The sequence below is a fragment of the Streptomyces sp. LUP47B genome (assembly GCF_001746295.1).
Lineage (GTDB): Bacteria > Actinomycetota > Actinomycetes > Streptomycetales > Streptomycetaceae > Streptomyces.
This window is the reverse complement of the sequence record NZ_MJAH01000001.1, coordinates 589626-606066: the sequence shown is the minus strand read 5'-3', so window position 1 is coordinate 606066 and position 16441 is coordinate 589626. Positions and strand designations below refer to the sequence as shown.

Annotated in this window: 12 protein-coding genes and 1 pseudogene; 2 read left to right on the top strand and 11 right to left on the bottom strand. The window is 69.6% G+C overall.

What is annotated here, in order from left to right; all coding sequences use genetic code 11:
• Positions 1-43 precede the first annotated feature (43 nt).
• The 5 genes from BFN33_RS49290 to BFN33_RS52995 form a co-directional block, all read right to left on the bottom strand.
• Positions 44-241: a 2Fe-2S iron-sulfur cluster-binding protein gene (locus tag BFN33_RS49290; RefSeq protein WP_079140535.1), complete on the bottom strand. Its 198-nt coding sequence runs from the start codon at positions 239-241 to the stop codon at positions 44-46.
• A gap of 78 nt (positions 242-319) precedes the next feature.
• Positions 320-1483 carry a substrate-binding domain-containing protein gene (locus BFN33_RS02680; RefSeq protein WP_069758190.1) on the bottom strand — a complete coding sequence of 388 codons (1164 nt, stop codon included), beginning with the start codon at positions 1481-1483 and terminating at the stop codon, positions 320-322.
• Positions 1484-1525: 42 nt separating this feature from the next.
• On the bottom strand, positions 1526-2590 hold the full coding sequence (locus BFN33_RS02675) for an ABC transporter permease (RefSeq protein ID WP_069758189.1): 1065 nt from the start codon (positions 2588-2590) through the stop codon (positions 1526-1528).
• On the bottom strand, positions 2587-4119 hold the full coding sequence (locus BFN33_RS02670; RefSeq protein WP_088245237.1) for a sugar ABC transporter ATP-binding protein: 1533 nt from the start codon (positions 4117-4119) through the stop codon (positions 2587-2589). Before BFN33_RS02670 ends, BFN33_RS02675 begins: the two co-directional genes overlap by 4 nt.
• A 156-nt stretch (positions 4120-4275) precedes the next feature.
• On the bottom strand, positions 4276-7392 hold the full coding sequence (locus tag BFN33_RS52995; RefSeq protein ID WP_069758187.1) for a SpoIIE family protein phosphatase: 3117 nt from the start codon (positions 7390-7392) through the stop codon (positions 4276-4278).
• A 193-nt stretch (positions 7393-7585) separates the two neighbouring features.
• Here BFN33_RS52995 and BFN33_RS02655 point away from each other — a divergent pair, with 193 nt between their 5' ends.
• Positions 7586-9445: an alpha/beta hydrolase gene (locus BFN33_RS02655; protein ID WP_079140534.1), complete on the top strand. Its 1860-nt coding sequence runs from the start codon at positions 7586-7588 to the stop codon at positions 9443-9445.
• Positions 9446-10034: 589 nt separating this feature from the next.
• On the opposite strand, the gene BFN33_RS02650 is transcribed toward BFN33_RS02655, so the two are convergent.
• The 4 genes from BFN33_RS02650 to BFN33_RS02635 form a co-directional block, all read right to left on the bottom strand.
• Positions 10035-10508 (bottom strand): VOC family protein, encoded by a 474-nt coding sequence (locus BFN33_RS02650; RefSeq protein WP_079140533.1) that lies wholly within the window; start codon positions 10506-10508, stop codon positions 10035-10037.
• Positions 10509-10594: 86 nt separating this feature from the next.
• Positions 10595-11140 carry a hypothetical protein gene (locus BFN33_RS02645; RefSeq protein ID WP_079140532.1) on the bottom strand — a complete coding sequence of 182 codons (546 nt, stop codon included), beginning with the start codon at positions 11138-11140 and terminating at the stop codon, positions 10595-10597.
• A 78-nt stretch (positions 11141-11218) separates the two neighbouring features.
• Entirely contained in the window at positions 11219-12664 is a 1446-nt protein-coding gene (locus BFN33_RS02640; protein WP_370743237.1) for an alpha/beta hydrolase, read from the bottom strand.
• Between the two features lie 71 nt (positions 12665-12735).
• Positions 12736-13119 (bottom strand): Dabb family protein, encoded by a 384-nt coding sequence (locus BFN33_RS02635; RefSeq protein WP_069758183.1) that lies wholly within the window; start codon positions 13117-13119, stop codon positions 12736-12738.
• Between the two features lie 211 nt (positions 13120-13330).
• Here BFN33_RS02635 and BFN33_RS55370 point away from each other — a divergent pair.
• A pseudogene (locus BFN33_RS55370) lies at positions 13331-14325 on the top strand (transposase).
• Between the two features lie 74 nt (positions 14326-14399).
• On the opposite strand, the gene BFN33_RS02625 reads toward BFN33_RS55370, so the two are convergent.
• A complete protein-coding gene (locus BFN33_RS02625; RefSeq protein WP_218108946.1) occupies positions 14400-15161 on the bottom strand; it encodes a MerR family transcriptional regulator in 762 nt (253 codons plus the stop codon).
• Between the two features lie 427 nt (positions 15162-15588).
• The gene (locus BFN33_RS02620) at positions 15589-16407 is read right to left on the bottom strand and encodes a MerR family transcriptional regulator (RefSeq protein WP_069758181.1); all 819 of its coding nucleotides are present in this window, start codon (positions 16405-16407) and stop codon (positions 15589-15591) included.
• Positions 16408-16441 lie beyond the last annotated feature (34 nt).

The window sequence follows — 16441 nt, the reverse complement described above, 5'->3', positions numbered from 1 at the left end:
CTCGCCCAGCACATCCGAGAAACCCTGGACACCGCCGGGCACCTCACCGCCCCTGCCGAACTGGTCGTCGCGACCGGCGGCGTGAGGATCGTCGCGGTGGTGAGTAGGCGACCTGACCTTTCAGCAGAGCGGTCTCGCAGGCGTGGCAGACGCCTGTGCGGCAGGACCACTGGGCGGGGACGTCGCAGGCCTCGGCGAGCTCCAGCAGCGTCCCGTACGCGGGGTCCCAGGGCACGGTGATGCCGCTGCGCGCGAAGGAGACCGGGCATCCGGTTCCCTCGCGGTCACCGCCCGCAGCGCGAACCGAAGTGAGCGGTCGTCACTTCCCCCAGATCTTCCGGTACGCCTCCCGGTAGCCCGACGGGTCCCAGGTGGTCGCGCCTTGGCTGTTGGCGGCCGTGGCGATGTGCACCGGTGCCACGTATCCGCTGTGGGGACGGCCGGAGAAGGCGCGGTTGAACTCGTCGACGATCTGCCAGCCCTGGAGGGACAGCGGCTCGGGCACGGTGGCGGCCTCGTACTGCCTGCTGTTCACGCGCTGGAAGGCGGACGGGTCGCCGTCGCCGGCTCCGATGTTGAAGGGCGGCCCCGAGCCCTTCTCACCGGCGGCGCGGAACGCGGGGGCGGCGTCGGCGAAGTACAGGTCGTTGATGGCCACGGAGTGGGTCCAGCGGTCCTGGAAGCGGGACAGCAGGGAGGAGATCTGCTGAGGGGTGCGGGTGCTGGCGTCGGGGATCGGGATGTTCTCCACCGAGAGCAGGCGTACACCCTGACAGCTCGCCAGGTCCTTGCGGATCAGGTCGGACTTGTTCCGCGCGAAGGGGATCGAGGCGTCGGTGATGAGCACGACGCCGGCGCGGCCGTGGGAGTCGTAGATGATCCACTGCGCGCTGATCCGGGCCACGTCCTGGAGGCGCGTGGTGACGTTGGTGAACAGGTCGGGCTGCCGGCTGGGGCCGGGCTCGGGGACGGCGTGCCAGCCGACGAGGGGGATGCCCTGTTCGTTGGCCCGGGCGGTCTGCTGGGCCGTCGAGTCGGGGTCGAAGCCGCCGATGACGATGCCCGAGGGCCGCAGGGCCACGGCTTCGCTCATGGCGGCCTGGATGCCGGCCGGGGTGCCGCCGCCGTCGATCACCCGGACGTTCCAGCCGATGGTCCGCGCGGCGTCCTGCACGCCGCGGGCGGCGCCGGCGACGCCGGGGTTGGTCATGGTCTGGGCGACGTAGACGATCGTCCTGCCGGACACCGCTGCGGGGCCGCTGGTGGGCCCGCGCCAGGGGATGTCGCTTCGCTGCGCCCGCGTGACGGCTTCCTGGGCCCGGGCGTGGACGGCGGGGCAGCCGTTCGGTCCCGTCGCGGTCTCGTCAGGGCTGTCGGAGGTACCGCGTTCGCAGCCGGCGAGGGCGGCGACCGTGGCCAGCAGGGCGCAGGAGGCGAGCCGCGCGGTGCGGGCTGCGGTGGCGGCCTTGCGGGTGCGGTGCACGGGAGCTCCAGTGAGGGATCGACGCGGTGGGCGTGCCGAGGGTCAGGGCGGTGACGTTCCGCTCTCCGGCGCCGGGGAGGACGGGGCCGGGGGCGGCGCGGGGGGTGTGTCGCGGACCGCGCCGCCGCGCAGCCGACGACGGGCCGCGTAGCCGGCCAGGCCCACGGCGATGAGCAGGGTGCCGCCGTTGAACAGCGGGACCGTCCAGAACTCGCCGCCCAGCTGGGCGATGCCGGTGAGGCCGACGGCGAGGACGGCGACGGCGACGACGGTGCCGAGGGCGTTGGGCCGGCCGGGTTTGATCGCGGTGGAGCCGAGGAGGGCGCCGACGAAGGCGGGCAGCAGGTAGTCCAGGCCCACGCTGGGGTTGCCGATCTGCTGCTGGGCGGCGAGCAGTACGCCGGCGAGACCGACGATCAGGCCCGAGGCGGCGAATGCGTAGACGGTGTACCTGCGCGTGGGAATGCCCACGAGGTCGGCCGCGCGCGGGTTGGAGCCGACGACGTACAGGTACCGGCCCAGCGGCAGCCGCTCCAGCACCAGCCAGAGGACGGCCGCGAGGGCGAGCACGTAAAAGGCGGGGACCGGGAGGCCGAGGAACGAGGAGTCGTAGAGGTCGGTGAACGCGGGCGGCAGGCCCTGCGGGCCGGCGACGATGCGGCCGCCGTCGGTGATCCAGCCGGTTGCGGCGTACATCATGCTGCCGGTGCCGAGGGTGGCGATGAAGGAGTCGATCCGGCCGAACTCGACGACGACGCCGTTGAGGACGCCTACGGCCAGTCCTCCGGCCAGCACGGTGAGACAGGCGAGTGGCCAGGGCCAGCTCTGCTCGACGATCAGCCACAGCACCATCACGTGGGCCAGGCCGAGGCCGTAGCCGATGGAGAGGTCGAACGCGCCGGTGACGATGGGCACCATGGCGGCGAGCGCGAGGATCGCCGGGATCGACTGGTTGGACAGGATCGAGTCGACGGTGTCCCGGGTGGGGAAGGTGTCCGGCAGGGCGAGGGAGAAGACCAGGTAGAGCAGGGCGGTGAGGGCGAGCAGGCCGTAGGCGCCGACGAGGTGGCCGCCGGGACGGTGCCGGGGCCGGGGCGGCGGCGTCATGAGTGCCGGGCCGTGGACGGGGGCAGGGCCGAGGCCGCCCGGGTGAGTCCGGCGACGGTCAGGGCGGGGCCGCTCAGTTCCGCCGTCACGCTCCCGCGCACGAAGACCAGCGTGCGCCGGCAAAGGCTCGCCACCTCCTCGAAGTCGGTGGACAGCAGCAGGACCGCGAGGCCCGCCTCCAGTGCCTCCTGGAGCAGACGGTGGATCGCGGCCTTGGCGCCGACGTCGACGCTCGCGGTCGGCTCCTCGAGGATCAGCAGCCGTAGGTCCGACCGCAGCCAGCGGCCGATCATGACTTTCTGCTGGTTGCCGCCGGACAGTGTGGCGATGGGAGCCTCGGTGTCCGGGGGGTGCACGGCGAACCGTTCGATCAGAGCCGCGGCCCGGGTCCGTTCGCTGCGGGGGCCGATCCAGCGTGGTGCGGTGGTGCCTCCGGCGCGGGGATTGGCCAGGAGGTTCTCCCGTACGGTCAGTTCGGCGAGGCAGCCCTCCCGTAGCCGGTCGCCCGGTACGAGGCCGACTCCGAGGGCGACGGCCTCCGTGACCGAGCGGGGGCGGTACGGCCGCCCGTGCAGCACGGCCCGTCCGTCCAGGAGGGGATGGGAGCCGGCGAGGGCGCGGCCCAGGTCCATGTGCCCGGCTCCGGAGAGGCCGACCAGTCCGAGGACTTCTCCGGCTCTCAGTTCGAGGCTGACGGGCCCGGTTCGGGCGGTGCGTACGCCGTCGAGGGCCAGGGCGGGCTGCGCGTCGGCCGGGGCTCCGGCGGTGCGGTGGACCGCTGGTTCGTCCGCCTCGCCGACGATGTCGTGGACCAGTCGGGCGGGGCTGAGGCCGGCCAGCGGGCCGTGGCTGACGAGACGGCCGTCGCGCAGGACGGCGAAGGTGTCGGCGACCTGGTAGACCTCGTCCAGGCGGTGGCTGACGTAGAGGATGGCGTGCCCTCGGTCGCGCAGGTCGTGCAGGACGCGGAAGAGCCGGGCGCTGTCCGCGGCGGGCAGGCGGGCGGTCGGCTCGTCGAGGACGACGATCCGTGCGTGTGCCGTCAGTGCCCGGGCGATGGCGACCAGTGAGCGGTCGGCCGGCGCGAGTCGGGAGACCGGGGTGCCGGGGTCGAGTCGGGCGGAGACGATCCGCAGCGCGTCGGTGCAGCGCTCGCGGGTACGTCGCCAGGAGATCAGCCCGGACCGGCGGGCGTACCCGGCGGTCAGGGCGAGGTTCTCGGCGACCGTCATCCACTCCACGAGCCCGAGGTCCTGGTGGATGAAGGACATGCTCCGGGTGGCGGTCGGGCCGGCGAGCGGCTCCCCGGCGACGGTGATCCGTCCCGCGTCGGCGTCGTGGACTCCGGCGAGGATCTTGATGAGGGTCGACTTCCCCGCGCCGTTGGGCCCGAGCAGGGCGAGGACACTGCCGGGGTGGACGTCCAGGTCGACCCCGGCCAGCGCGATGGTGCCGCCGAACCGTTTGCTGAGCCCGCGGATACGGACCAAGGGTTCGGGCCCGAGGGGCGAAGCCGCCTTCGCCGGCATGTCGGGAGCGTCACACACCCGATCAAACTACAGCACTTCAGGCATCTCTCGGATGTGGGCGCGGCACCGATGGAGCGCCCTCCCGGACGGGAAACCGGATGGGAACTTGACGGGAAATGGACGGGAAAGGGATCGGCTCGGGGGCCGCTTGCCTCGTCACGCGGCGTCGAGCCCGCATTCGGCCCAGATGACCTTGCCCTCCGGCAGGTAGCGCGTGCCCCAGCTCTGTGAGAGCTGCGCGACGAGGAACAGACCGCGGCCGCCCTCGTCGGTACTGGCCGCGCGGCGCAGGTGCGGGGCGGTGTTGCTGGCGTCAGCGACCTCGCAGATCAGGGTCCGGCCGTAGAGCAGCCGTACTCGAATGGGCGCGGCGCCGTGCCGGATGGCGTTCGTGATCAGTTCGCTGAGGATCAGCTCCGCGGCGAACGCGGCCTCGTCGAGTCCCCGGTCGGACAGCCACCGCATGGCGGACGCCCGGACCTCGCCGACGAGGGCCGGGTCGGCGGACATCTCCCAGTCGGCGATCCGGTCAGGGTCCAGGGCGTGGACGCGGGCGACGAGCAGGGCGATGTCGTCGTTCGGGTGCGCGGGTGCGACGGTGTCCAGGATCGCCCGGCAGGTCTCCTCGGGGGCCCGCTCGGGGCGGGCCAGTGCCTCGCGCAACTGCTCCAGGACCACGTCGACGTCACGGTGCCGGTCCTCGATGAGCCCGTCGGTGTACATGACCAGCTGACTGCCCGCGGGGAGATCGACCTCGGCGGCGTCGAAGGGCAGGCCTCCGAGGCCGAGCGGGGGCCCGGCGGGGAGCTCGGGATAGGTCACGGTGCCGTCAGGGTGGACGATAGCGGGCGGTGGGTGCCCGGCGCGGGCCATCAGGCACCGCTGCGTGGTCGGGTCGTAGATGGCGTAGAGGCAGGTCGCACCGATGACGCCGGGGCCCTTGCCGTCCGGGTCCTCCCGGTCAAGGCGGCCGACGAGGTTGTCCAGGTGGGTGAGGACCTCGTCCGGCGGGAAGTCGAGCTCGGCGAAGCTGCGGGCGGCCGTGCGCAGGCGGCCCATGGTGGCCGCGGAGAGCATGCCGTGGCCGACGACGTCGCCGACGAGGAGCCCGATGCGGGAGCCGGACAGGGGGATGACGTCGTACCAGTCGCCACCCACGTCGGACTCGGCGGGCAGATAGCGATGAGCGACCTCGACGGCGTCCTGGTCGGGCAGGCCGTGGGGGAGGAGCCGGCGCTGGAGGGCCAGGACCATGCTGCGTTCGTGGGTGTAGCGCCGGGCGTTGTCGATCGACAGTGCGGCGCGGGAGGCGAGTTCCTGGGCCAGGGAGCGGTCGTCGTCCCCAAAGGAGTCACCGGATCGGTAGAAGCTGGCGATGCCGAGGACGACACCGCGGGCGAGCAGCGGGACCGCGATCAGGGAGTGGACGTGCGTCAGCAGGCGCGCGGTGTGCTCCAGGTCCTGGGCGAGCCAGCCCGCTGCGGCCCCGAGGTCGGGCTCCAGCACGGCCTCGCCACTGGTGAGGCAGCGCAGCTGGGGCGCGGTCGGGCCGAAGTCGATGCGCGTGCCGGGCTGGGTGAAGGGCAGGCCGCCACGGATGCCATGGAGGACCGTACGGCGCAGGTCGGTGAGGGGATCGGCGGACTCCTCGCCGCGCAGTACGGCGTCGGGGAGGTCGATGGTGACGAAGTCGGCCAGTCCGGGGACGGCGGTCTCGGCCAGTTCCTCCGCGGTGCGGAGCACGTCCAGGGTGGTGCCGATGCGGGTACTGGCCTCGGACAGCAGCTCCAGACGCCGGCGCGCGGCCAGGGCGTAGGCCCCGACGTGCGGTTCCCCCAGCATCACCAGCGCCCGGGCAGGGAGCGCCGCCGCCTCGGAGTGCTCATCCGCCGGGTCCTGGTCTGTGCCGGCCGTGAGGGGCGGCGCGGGCTCGGAAGCGTTCTGGCCCTGGCCCCTGCCGGCCGTGACGGCCGCGTCGGGCTCGGTGACGCCGGTGCCCTTGCCGACAGGGCCGGGCTCGGTGCCGTCCTTGCTCCTGCCGACCGGGCCGGGCTCGGCGGCCCAGAGGTGACCACCGGCCGCGTCCGGCTCGGCGGACCCCCGCCCACTGGCGCCCGCGACCGGGCCGACGGCACGACCGTCGCCCGCCGCCGAGAGTCTCGCGCCGGGCTCGGCGGTCGCGTGCGGCCCGGCCGGGCCTGCGTCTCCGTTGGCCGTGATGACCGGGCCGGGGACCGCGGCCGGATGGCCGGGCGTCAAGATGATCGCCGGGCGCGCGGTCGAGAGCGGGGCGGTGAGGGTGGGCAGCTCGTCCGTCTGGCGGGATACGGAGAGCAGCTGCCCCACCGGGGCGCCCGGCAGCACGGCCTCGATGGCGATGCCCCGCACCCCGGAGCCGCTCGTCACCGGGCGGCTCACGAGGGTCACCCGCCGGCCGTCGGGAAGGGCCACCTCGACGGCCCCCCGCTGCGCGCCGGAGATCAGCTCGGCGGCCTTCTCCCTGAGGATCGCCTCGTCACGGGAACGGAACTCGTTCGCCAGCGCGTCCATCGCCACGCCGCGCTGCGGACCGCCGGTTGCGGCCCCGACAGCCGTCAGGTACGTCTGCAGCAGGGCGCCCTCGTGCGCGGAGCTCTGCGCCAGCAGCCGCCGCTCGATGCCCTGCGCCGCCCTGCGGATGGCGAGGCCCAGGACGGGCCGCTCGAAACCGCGCGGATAGCCGAGACACAGGACGCCTTCGATGCGTCCGCTGAGCGGGTCCCGGACGGGCAGCGCGACGCAGGCGCTCTGCTGGGAGCGCTCCGCGAAGTGCTCTGCGCCGAAGACGCGGATGAGCTGCCGCTCCGCCAGGGCCAGCCCGATGCCGTTGGTGCCGGCGACCTGCTCGGCGAACACGAACCCGGGCACGACCTGGATGGCCGGCAGACTCCTGGCCATCGAGGGATCCCCGAAGCGGCGCAGCAGCACCGTCCCGTTGGCATCGGCGACGGAGATGTTGACCTGGGTCCCGGCGAACGTGGCCTGCAACTGATCGAGCACCGGCACGGACGCCCGGACGATACGGCCGCCCGTGTCGAAGTCCTCCCGGTAGGGCAGGTCGAGCGCATCGGGCGACAGGCCCAGGGAGCGGGAGCGCTGCCACGAGTTCAGGATCGACGTCCGTACGCCCTCCGCGACGGGCTCGCCCTGGAGAAACAGCTCACGCGGACTGGCGGGCCCCGTGCCGTCCGTCGCACGTCCCGCAGGCTTGGATTCCTCGCCGGACCGAACCACGCTTCGCCTCACTTGCGCCCGCGACAATTCGCTGCTCGGAAGAGAGTCTGGCATTGATGAGGATACGGGCATTACGGTCAGGCGTCACGGAGCGCCTGTGCCGCACGGCCCTGTGACTGGCAGATGCGGCGGCGGGCGGCACTCAGCCCGGGAAACTCAGACACACTGAACACTGCACCAGAGCGACTTCGACGTGGACGAGCGCTGCATCGGGCACGGCGTACGGGTTCTGACGCACACCGCCATCCGCAGCCTTGACCACCGAAACGTCGTAGTGATGGGGCGCAGGTCGGCGATGTCGCGGGAGATCGGCTCGCGGTGCTGTTCCCGGCGGACACCGAAGAACTCGTGGACGGCCACAACGCCTTCCGACAACCGGTTTCCCGTATGGGCGCAGTGGACTGTCGGTTCCACCCGAGTGGTTGACTACGCCCCAAGGGCACGTGATCTTCTCCCCCCGGAGATTGGAGAAGACACCATGAAGAAAGTACTCGCGGTGACAGCCGCCGCGATCGTCGTCGCCGGTGCGGCCGCCTACGCCCTCCCCCACACCGCGGCGGCCGGCGAACTGCTCATGTCGCTGACTCAGGACACCGCTGACCTGACGCAGTCGTCCGCGATTTCCTGGGGGAGCTGCCCTTCACCGCCGGTTGGCGTGCAGGTCGATCGGCGGCAATCGTGCGGCACGCTGAAGGTCCCGCTCGACTATCGGCGGCCCCGAGGCAAGCAGGTCACCATCGCCGTATCGCGCATCCCTGCCACCGACCAGGCCAAGAAGCGCGGCATTCTGGTGGTCAACCCCGGAGGTCCGGGTTCTGAAGGCCTCAACTGGCCGAGCGTCGTCGCTCAGCAGACGAGCGGGCCGGTGCTGGCCTCCTACGACCTGATCGGATTCGATCCTCGCGGGGTGGGCCACAGCGATCCCGTCACCTGCGGCCTCACCGCCCATGAACTCCTGCCGCCGACCCCCTACCCCCGCCCGGACGGCTCGATCGCCGAGAACGTCGTCGAGGCCCGATCCGTCGCCCGGCGCTGCGCCGCCGAGTCCGGCGACGTCATGCCATACCTGACGACCGCGAACACCGCCCGCGACATGGATCGGATCCGGCAGTCTCTCGGACAGCCGAAGATCTCCTACCTCGGCAGTTCGTACGGCACCTATCTCGGCGCCGTTTACGCGACTCTGTTTCCCCGGAACGCTGATCGCTTCGTGCTCGACAGCGCCGTGGACCCGAGCCGGGTCTGGCATGACCAGTTCGCCACGCGGAGCCAGGGCGTCGCTGATCGATTCCCGGACTTCGCCAAGTTCGCTGCAGATCACCCCGGCGAGACCGGATTCGGAAGTACGCCCCGAGCCGTCAAGGCCGCGTACCTCAAGCTGGCCGCCTCTCTCGACACCCGGCCGGTTGCCGTTCCGGGCACTCCGACCACGCTGAACGGCGACCTGCTCCGTTACCTCACGTCCGCCCTGCTCGGCCAGCCCGACGAAGTTTTTCCGGTGCTCGCACAGACGTGGCGTGCCGCCGCCGGCCTGGCCGCCGGCAACGCGGGCGAGGAGGACATCGCCTGGCTGAACCAGCTGCTTCCCAGCGCAAGCGCAAGTGCCGGCGTCTCGCCCGGCGTTCCGGCGGACAATGCGATCGCCGCCGCGTACGCCGTGGCCTGCGACGACATCAGCTGGCCACGCGACATCAAGACCTATGCCCGTGCCGTAGCCGCGGACCGTAAGGCACACCCTTTGACGGCCGGCGCCCCGGCAACCGTCTGGCCCTGCGCCTTCTGGCCCAGCACACCGATCGAGCCGGTCGTCAAGATCACCGGCCGCGGCGAGCGCAACATCATGATTCTGCAGAACGAGCGCGACCCCAACACGCCCCTCGAGACCGGCAAGGGCATGCACAAGGCGCTCGGCAACCGCAGCGCGCTGGTCACCGTCAGCGCCGGCGGCCACCTCGTCTACGGCAATCAAGGCCCGGCAACCTGCGCCACCGACGCCGCCAATCTGTTCCTGCTCAGCGGGAAGCTGCCGCACGGGAACGTCCACTGCTCCTGAGCGGGTCCGATAACAAGCCTTTCGGGACCGGCTAGCGTGCTCCTGCCGCAGAACATGCGCCAGGAGCACTCCCCGTGGTCAAGGCCGCCGGCCGCAACGTGACCGGGACCGCCCGGCGGCCGCTCACCCGCCGCTCCTCAGTGGTAAGCGCCCTGCCATGACGATTCGATACATGAACGCGATCGTCACACCGCTATGCGCCGGACAAAGGCGTACAACTTCCTCAGCGACTGTCTCCTCGTAACCAGGCTCATCCGGGCCTGGCCTTTCCTGCGAAGACAAAGTGAGTAGGTCAGATCCGAGCACAGGTGCTCACCGACGGAGTTGCCTTTGCGTCTGGACGGTCCGACCAACGCCGCCGCGGGACGAATGCTCGGCCTTGCGCAGCATCACCGACTGCACGCGTTCGTTGTCGTCCGGTACGACGATTGTGACGCGCAGCGGTGCCGACGGGTCGATACACCCGTAGAAGGTCCCACGGGGTGTCGGGGAAATCGGCCAGCACCTTGATTCGCGTCGCCTCACCGCGCGGCTGCAGTTGAAGAAGGACCTTCGGATCGCCGCTTCACTGAGGTTTCCTTTCGGTTCGTCACCCAGCGGCGCGCCTCTCGATGAGCTCGATGGCAGGCTCATGCGCAAGTCCCTTCAAGTAGACGAATCGAGTCCCGTCGGCCACGGAGGCGTCGAAGGTCACCTCGACCTCCTCCCCGAGCCCGCGCAAGTGGTCCAGGTAAACATCGATCCGGTCGACGAAGTAAGCGAGATGGTGTACGCCGCCGACAGACAACAGTTCGTCGTATGGCGAAGGCTGGGAGGTCGGTTCGATGAGTTCGATCTGTGAGGCACCGGTGTCGATGAAGCGGTAGCGGGCGGACACGTCGGTGGGAACTCCGGACAACTGAGCCTGGGAGAAGCTGAGATCGACGATCGGGCCCGCGGTGACTCCCCACCGGCGCTCGTGGTCGAGGGCCGCCGCCTCCACATCGGCCACGACAATGCCGACGTGGTGCAGGGCTGGAAGAGTGATTGACATGGTGATCCTTCGTCTGTTGAGAAGCTTCATCGGTGTACGGGTGAACGGTCTGCCACCAGGAAGACTCGCCGCAGCGCACCCGGCCGTCGTAGTCAGCTACCGTCCAGCAGGCGGCTTTACCGCATGCGTGACCCGCGCTCCACGCTCGCTGACGCTGCTGCCACACCGAGCGCGGTATTGAGCCACCGCAGTAGGTCGATCGGCGAGGTGAACGTCCCGAACCGCTTGGCCAGTTGCGGCACACGAGAGGCCGCCTCGGCCAGCTGCGGGACGAGCAGGAGCAGTGGGATGACGACCATCAGCAACGAGCCGATACCGATCAAGCGGCTGAGCGCCGGACGCTCACTGCCGAGTCGTGCCCGGCGCCCCTCGGCGGAGGCGGGGAGAAGCTGTTCCTCGGTGCCGTCCTCGGTCACGTAGTGGCAGCGCTTGAGACCGAAGCTCGTCGCAGCTACCCCGATCCACCTCCCGGCACGGGAAATGCCGCGGGCAGCCGGGCCTCGGAGATCTGAGTTCCCCCGCGCGTGCGCGGCCTCCGCCAGGCGCAGGTGGTGCAACGATCGAAATATTGGCTGCCACCAGCTGAAAGCTTTCACCGGTTGACCGTTGCCAGGCTCGACCCGCTGCGCAGCTCGTTCCCGCTTTCGTTCCTTGCTGAACATCTCGCTTCCCTCGCGGCTTCTCGTATCAGGCCAGTCGACGCCATGCCGTGAGGGCATGGTCAAGGCGGTGGTGACCGGTCATGATTCCGCCGTACAGGCGCGATCCCGTTCCGGACGCTCGCCGGTGGTCAGGAAGGCCGTGACCGTGTTGTTGGCGCACATGTTCTCTGCGAACAGTCCGTAGGCACCGTGGCCGCCCTGGTCCGCCGTGACCAACCGGGCCCGGTTGCCGAACGCCCGCCGCAGTTCCAGAGCACCGACCAGGGGCGTCCCCGGGTCACGCAGGTTCTGCACGAGTAGCACGTTCGACGGTCCGCGGTCATGGATGCGTACCGGGGGCGCGGCCGACTTTCGCCAGAACGCGCAAGGATTGACATTGGCTGCGGCCGCACCGAACAGCGGATGCTTGGCCCGTTGCGTCGCGACCTGACGCTGATAGGTCCGAAGCGATCGCGGCCAGCTCGAGTCACCGCAGAGCACATAGAAGTGCGAGGAGTAGAAGTTGTCCATGTCGCCGGCGGGCGGGGTCACCTGCACTGGCTGACTCGCGTCGAGCGCCTTCATCTTCTCAGCAAGGCCTGGGAAGAGCACGTCGGCGTAGAGCGCCTCATGCGTCAGGTTGCGCAGCAGGGAGCCGTCGACGCCGCCGATCGGCTTGCGGTCGAGCCGCGCCGCGAGGTTCAGATACTTGGCTCGGACCTGCGCGGGCGTGGTGCCCAGCCCGTACTGTGGGTTTGCCACCACAAACCTGGCGAAGTCCGGGAACCGATCGTCGAACCCGATGGCGAACCGGAGTTGCGCCTTGTGATCATAACCGCCGGCACCCAACACGCTGTCGAGCACAATCCGTTCGCCGCGTAACGGGAACAAGGTCGCGTAAACCGCGCCAAGGTAGCTGCCGTAGGACCCACCGAAGTAGGAAATCTTACGCTCACCCAGCGCTTCTCGGATCCGGTCCATGTCACGTGCGGTGTTCGCGGTAGTGATGTGGGGCAACAGATCCTGCGTCTCCGACGTCGCGCACTGCCGGGAGACAGTCCGCGCTACGCCGGCATGCCGCATTACCTCGCCCGGGCTCTCCGGGTACGGCAACCAGCGAGGCGCAAGCTGTTCCGGCGTGACGTCGCAGGTCACCGGCGAGCTGAGGCCAACACCACGAGGATCCAAGCCGATCACGTCGTACCTGTCCCGTACGCTCTGCGGCAGCGGATGCGGGACCGTCGGATCCGTGAGAAGGGCAGGGTAATCCAGGCCGGGCCCGCCAGGTCCGCCCGGATTTGTCAGCAGCACGCCCCGACGCTGCGAAGGGTTCTTGCTCTTCAGCCGGGAGATCGCAATCTCGATCTTCCGGCCCTCCGGACGCCGGTAGTCCAGGGGCACTCGGAGTGTCGAGCACTCCAGACCCGGTGCGCCGACCGCCGCCGCGCAGGGCTTCCACCTCAGGGCGTCGCGCGCCGCCGCCGGCGACATCTGCGCAACCACGACCGACGACGCGGCAACGACAACGGCGGCTGCGGCCGCCAATGCTCTCCGCATTCCTTCTCCAGACGTTGCAATGAGATTCGATCATTGAAAATGATGCCCGTGGGGCACGGTCAAGCCTTGTACGACGGCAGTTCCCTCGCGAGCGGATCCGATTCGGGCTGCTTCGCGAACCGTTCCTGCAAAAGGGCAATCTTCTCGCCGATCTCCGGGTCAGGGTCATCGGTGGTGTCGTACGTGACGAGGCTTTCGAGCAAGGATGCACCGAACTCGATGGTGCGTACGTGTGCCGGATCGGTCAGATAGTCCCAGTAGTCGTCGAGGTTCTCGATGACGAAGACGGCCCCCCACGAGTAGTCGCCGCCCACCTCTTTGCCGACTACGAAGGACTTCACGGCGTCAATCCGGCCCTGAGCACGCAAATACTCGAGCCCTTCCTCCCGTTGCTCTGCGGTGACCCCGGCCCTGAAGGTGATCCGGTTGTGGTGATAGATCATGGCCCCTCCCTAAAGAATGCTGGCCGGTCCGGGAGGACCGGGTATGGCTGATGGTTGCTTGCCGCTGATGCCTCGAAAGAAATGGCCGCCTGGTCCTCCGGGACGCTCCGACCACTGATTGAGAACTGCGGTCATCGCTGGTTGGGGACCTGTCGGCGGAGTGTTCCTCGGGCCATGAAGGCGCTGGTCACGGTGGAACGGAGCGACGGGCTTGAGCACGCCTCACACGCGGACATGGTCGGCATCGACGCCGGCAAGGGGCGTCACTGGGCGGTTGGGGTCGACGCCGACGGCGAGACGCTGTTCTCGACGAAGGTGATCAACGACGAGGCCGAGATCCTCACTCTCGTCGAGACCGCCAGCGAGCGGGCCGACGAGGTGCGGTGGGCGGTGGCCATCTCCGGCCGGGCTTGCACGCTGTTGGTGGCCCTGCTGATCGTGAACGACCAGCAGGTCGTCCACATGCCCGGCCGGACGGTCATCCGCGTGTCCGGCGCTTACCGGGGCGAGGGAAGGACCGACGCCAAGGACGCCCGCGTCATCGCTGATCAGGCCCGCATGCGACAGGACTTCGCCCCGCCGGACACACCACCAGGGCTCGTCTCCGCGCTGCAGGTGGTGACCAACTACCGGGCCGACCTGATCGCCGACCGCGTCCAGCTGATCAACCGTTCCGGGACCTGCTCATGGGCATCTGCCCGGTGCTGGAGCGAACCTTCGATACTCCGCGGTGAAGGGCCCGGTCATCATGTTGACCGAGTACCAGACCCCGGCCACCCAACGGCGGATCGGCGTCAGGCGCCTGACAGCCAGCGAGATCATCGAGTCCATGCCGGCATGGGTCCCATCCTCGGGGCAGAGTTCGTTGCCATCGTCGGCGACCTGTCCGGCTACCGCGATGCCGGCCGCCTCGCCTCCCACGCGGGCCTGGCCCCCGTGGCCCGGGACTCCGGCCGCCGCACTGGCAGTTATCGCCGGCCCAAGCGCCACAACCGGCGCCTGAGGCACGCCTTTTACCTGGCCGCCCAAACGGCGATGATGCGCCCCGGCCAGTCCCGGGACCGCTACCTCAGGAAGCACGCCGAGGGGCTGCTGCACACCCAGGCGCTGCTCGCGCTCACCCGCCGACGGGCTGACGTCCTCTGGGCGATGCTGCGTGACAAGAGGCTCTTCGTCTCCTCCCTGCCGGTCGCGCAGACGGCTTGACTCCGTCATTGACATTCCTTTCGATCGCTGAGCATCGCCTGCCGCCCTTGTTGTGCGCAGCCAGGGGGATTTCATCAGCCGGTAGGGGGTGGCGTCGTAACCTTGCCTTTGGGGTAGACGATGGCGTTCATCCGCCGCAGGACGTCCAACTGCGCCGCGTTGTGCAGTTCGATGGCCCCCCGCCTCAGTACTGCGGTCAGGTGCGGATCCTCGCCCGACGCCGCCCGCTCGCCCAGATCACGCAGCAGGGGATAGTCCTGCTGCTCCTGCACGACCTCGACGACGAAACGTTCGGCCACGCTTTGCCGGTACCTGTCATCGGCCTCATCAGTGAGCTCGTCGAACTCACGTCTCACCTCGGAGCGCGGGAACTTGTGCACTTCCCGTAGCGCCTCCAGGACAGCGGGCTCGAGGACCCGCGAGCAGATCAGCAGGAAGGTCCGCCCGGGCTCGGACAGGTCCGTGGTGACGTCGCCGAAGCCCGACGGCAGATCAAGCAGAGCACGATGCCGCAAGATCGCGGCAAGTTCCGTACGCACGTCCCGCTGGCGCTCGATACCCGCCGCGAGTTGGTCGTCGATGGTGCGGAACAGCTTCGCTACGCCCTCGTCCGACTCGTCCATCGCAGCAATGCGGGCCAGCGGCATGCCGAGGCCCACGAGCCAACGAATCCACAGCAGCCGTACCAAATGATTGAATGTGTACCTTTTGTAGCCGTTCGGCAGGCGTTCCGGCTCCTCCAACAGCCCGACGTTGTGGTAATGCCGGACAGTCTTCAGCGTCGTGCCCGCGAGCTCGGCCACCTCACGAGTGCTCCATCCGAGGTTCTTCTGCACCGGGGAATTCCACCCCATGCCCCTACGGCACAGTCAAGGTCGCCAAAGCCCAAAGCGACTGACGGAGAGCGAAACAGGTCCACCTGACCACGAAGTCGCCCTCCCGTGACTCGTGAACCGTTTGTCGCGATCGCACGTTTGGGGCGGCATGGCAGAGGCAGGCGCTCCGCCCACCACAACGCCGACTGCGCTCCTGGGCGACGCAGGGGGAGACCGGACCGGAGATCGTGCTCGACGACCGAACAAGGAGACGACCATGACCAAAGCTGTCGCCATGATGAGCGTTGCATTGCCGACCGCCGCTGGGCTTGCGATCGCCGGGCCGGCCGCGTCCGCCGCGCCGTCCCCACAACCCTCCCCCTCTGCCGGCCACCGCCCGGGCCGCCGTCCGCGGATCGGACTCGAACCGGCCGGGCACGATCGCGTCTCACCCAGTGTCAGCGGACTGGCCGGAATCCGGCCCACGACGGGGTTCCGGCTCGCTCGAATCCGACTGCTCAGGGGAGACCAAGTCAGACCTCTTGCGGAGGATCGCGCTGATGCGCCGCAGAACATCGATCTGGGCCGGGTTGTACAGCTCGGGAACTCCCTGGAGGAAGAGCGACCAGTTGCGGGGATCACCACCCGCCGCTCCGCGTTTCGCCGGATCCGTCAGGCGCGGTTCGCTCCGTTGCTCGCGCGCCACTTCCGGGGCGTAGCGCTCGGCCAGGTCCTGCCGGACCTGACCGCTCGCCTCCTCGGTGAGAGCGTCGAACTCCCTACCGACATCCGTACGCGGCGTCGCCAGTGCTCCCCTCAGGAGAGCCGCCACCCAGGGATCGTGGATCCGGGAACCCAGCAACGCGAACGCCCGATGAAACTCCGACAGATCACCGGAGATCTCCCGGAAAGTCGGTGGCAGCTCGGCCGGGTCGAGATGCCGCAACGACCCGGCCAGATCCGCGCGCATCCGCTGCTGCCGCTCGATGCTCGCCGCCAGCTCGGCGTCGAGAGCCCGGAGTATCCGCTCGGCGTCCTCCTCTGATTCGTCGAGCGTGGGGATGTCGGCCAGCGGTACGCCCAGAGCCACCAGACGGCGGATCCTCAACAGCCGGATCAGATGGGCGACCTGGTAGTGCTTGTATCCGTTGGCCCCACGGTCCGGCTCCGTCAGCAATCCGATCCGGTGGTAATACCGCACCGTCTTCAGCGTCGTGCCAGCCAGCTCGGCCAGCTCGCGTGTGCTCCACCCGCCCTGCGAATCCATGCCGCAATTGCATACCCTGCCCCGAGGGCATGGT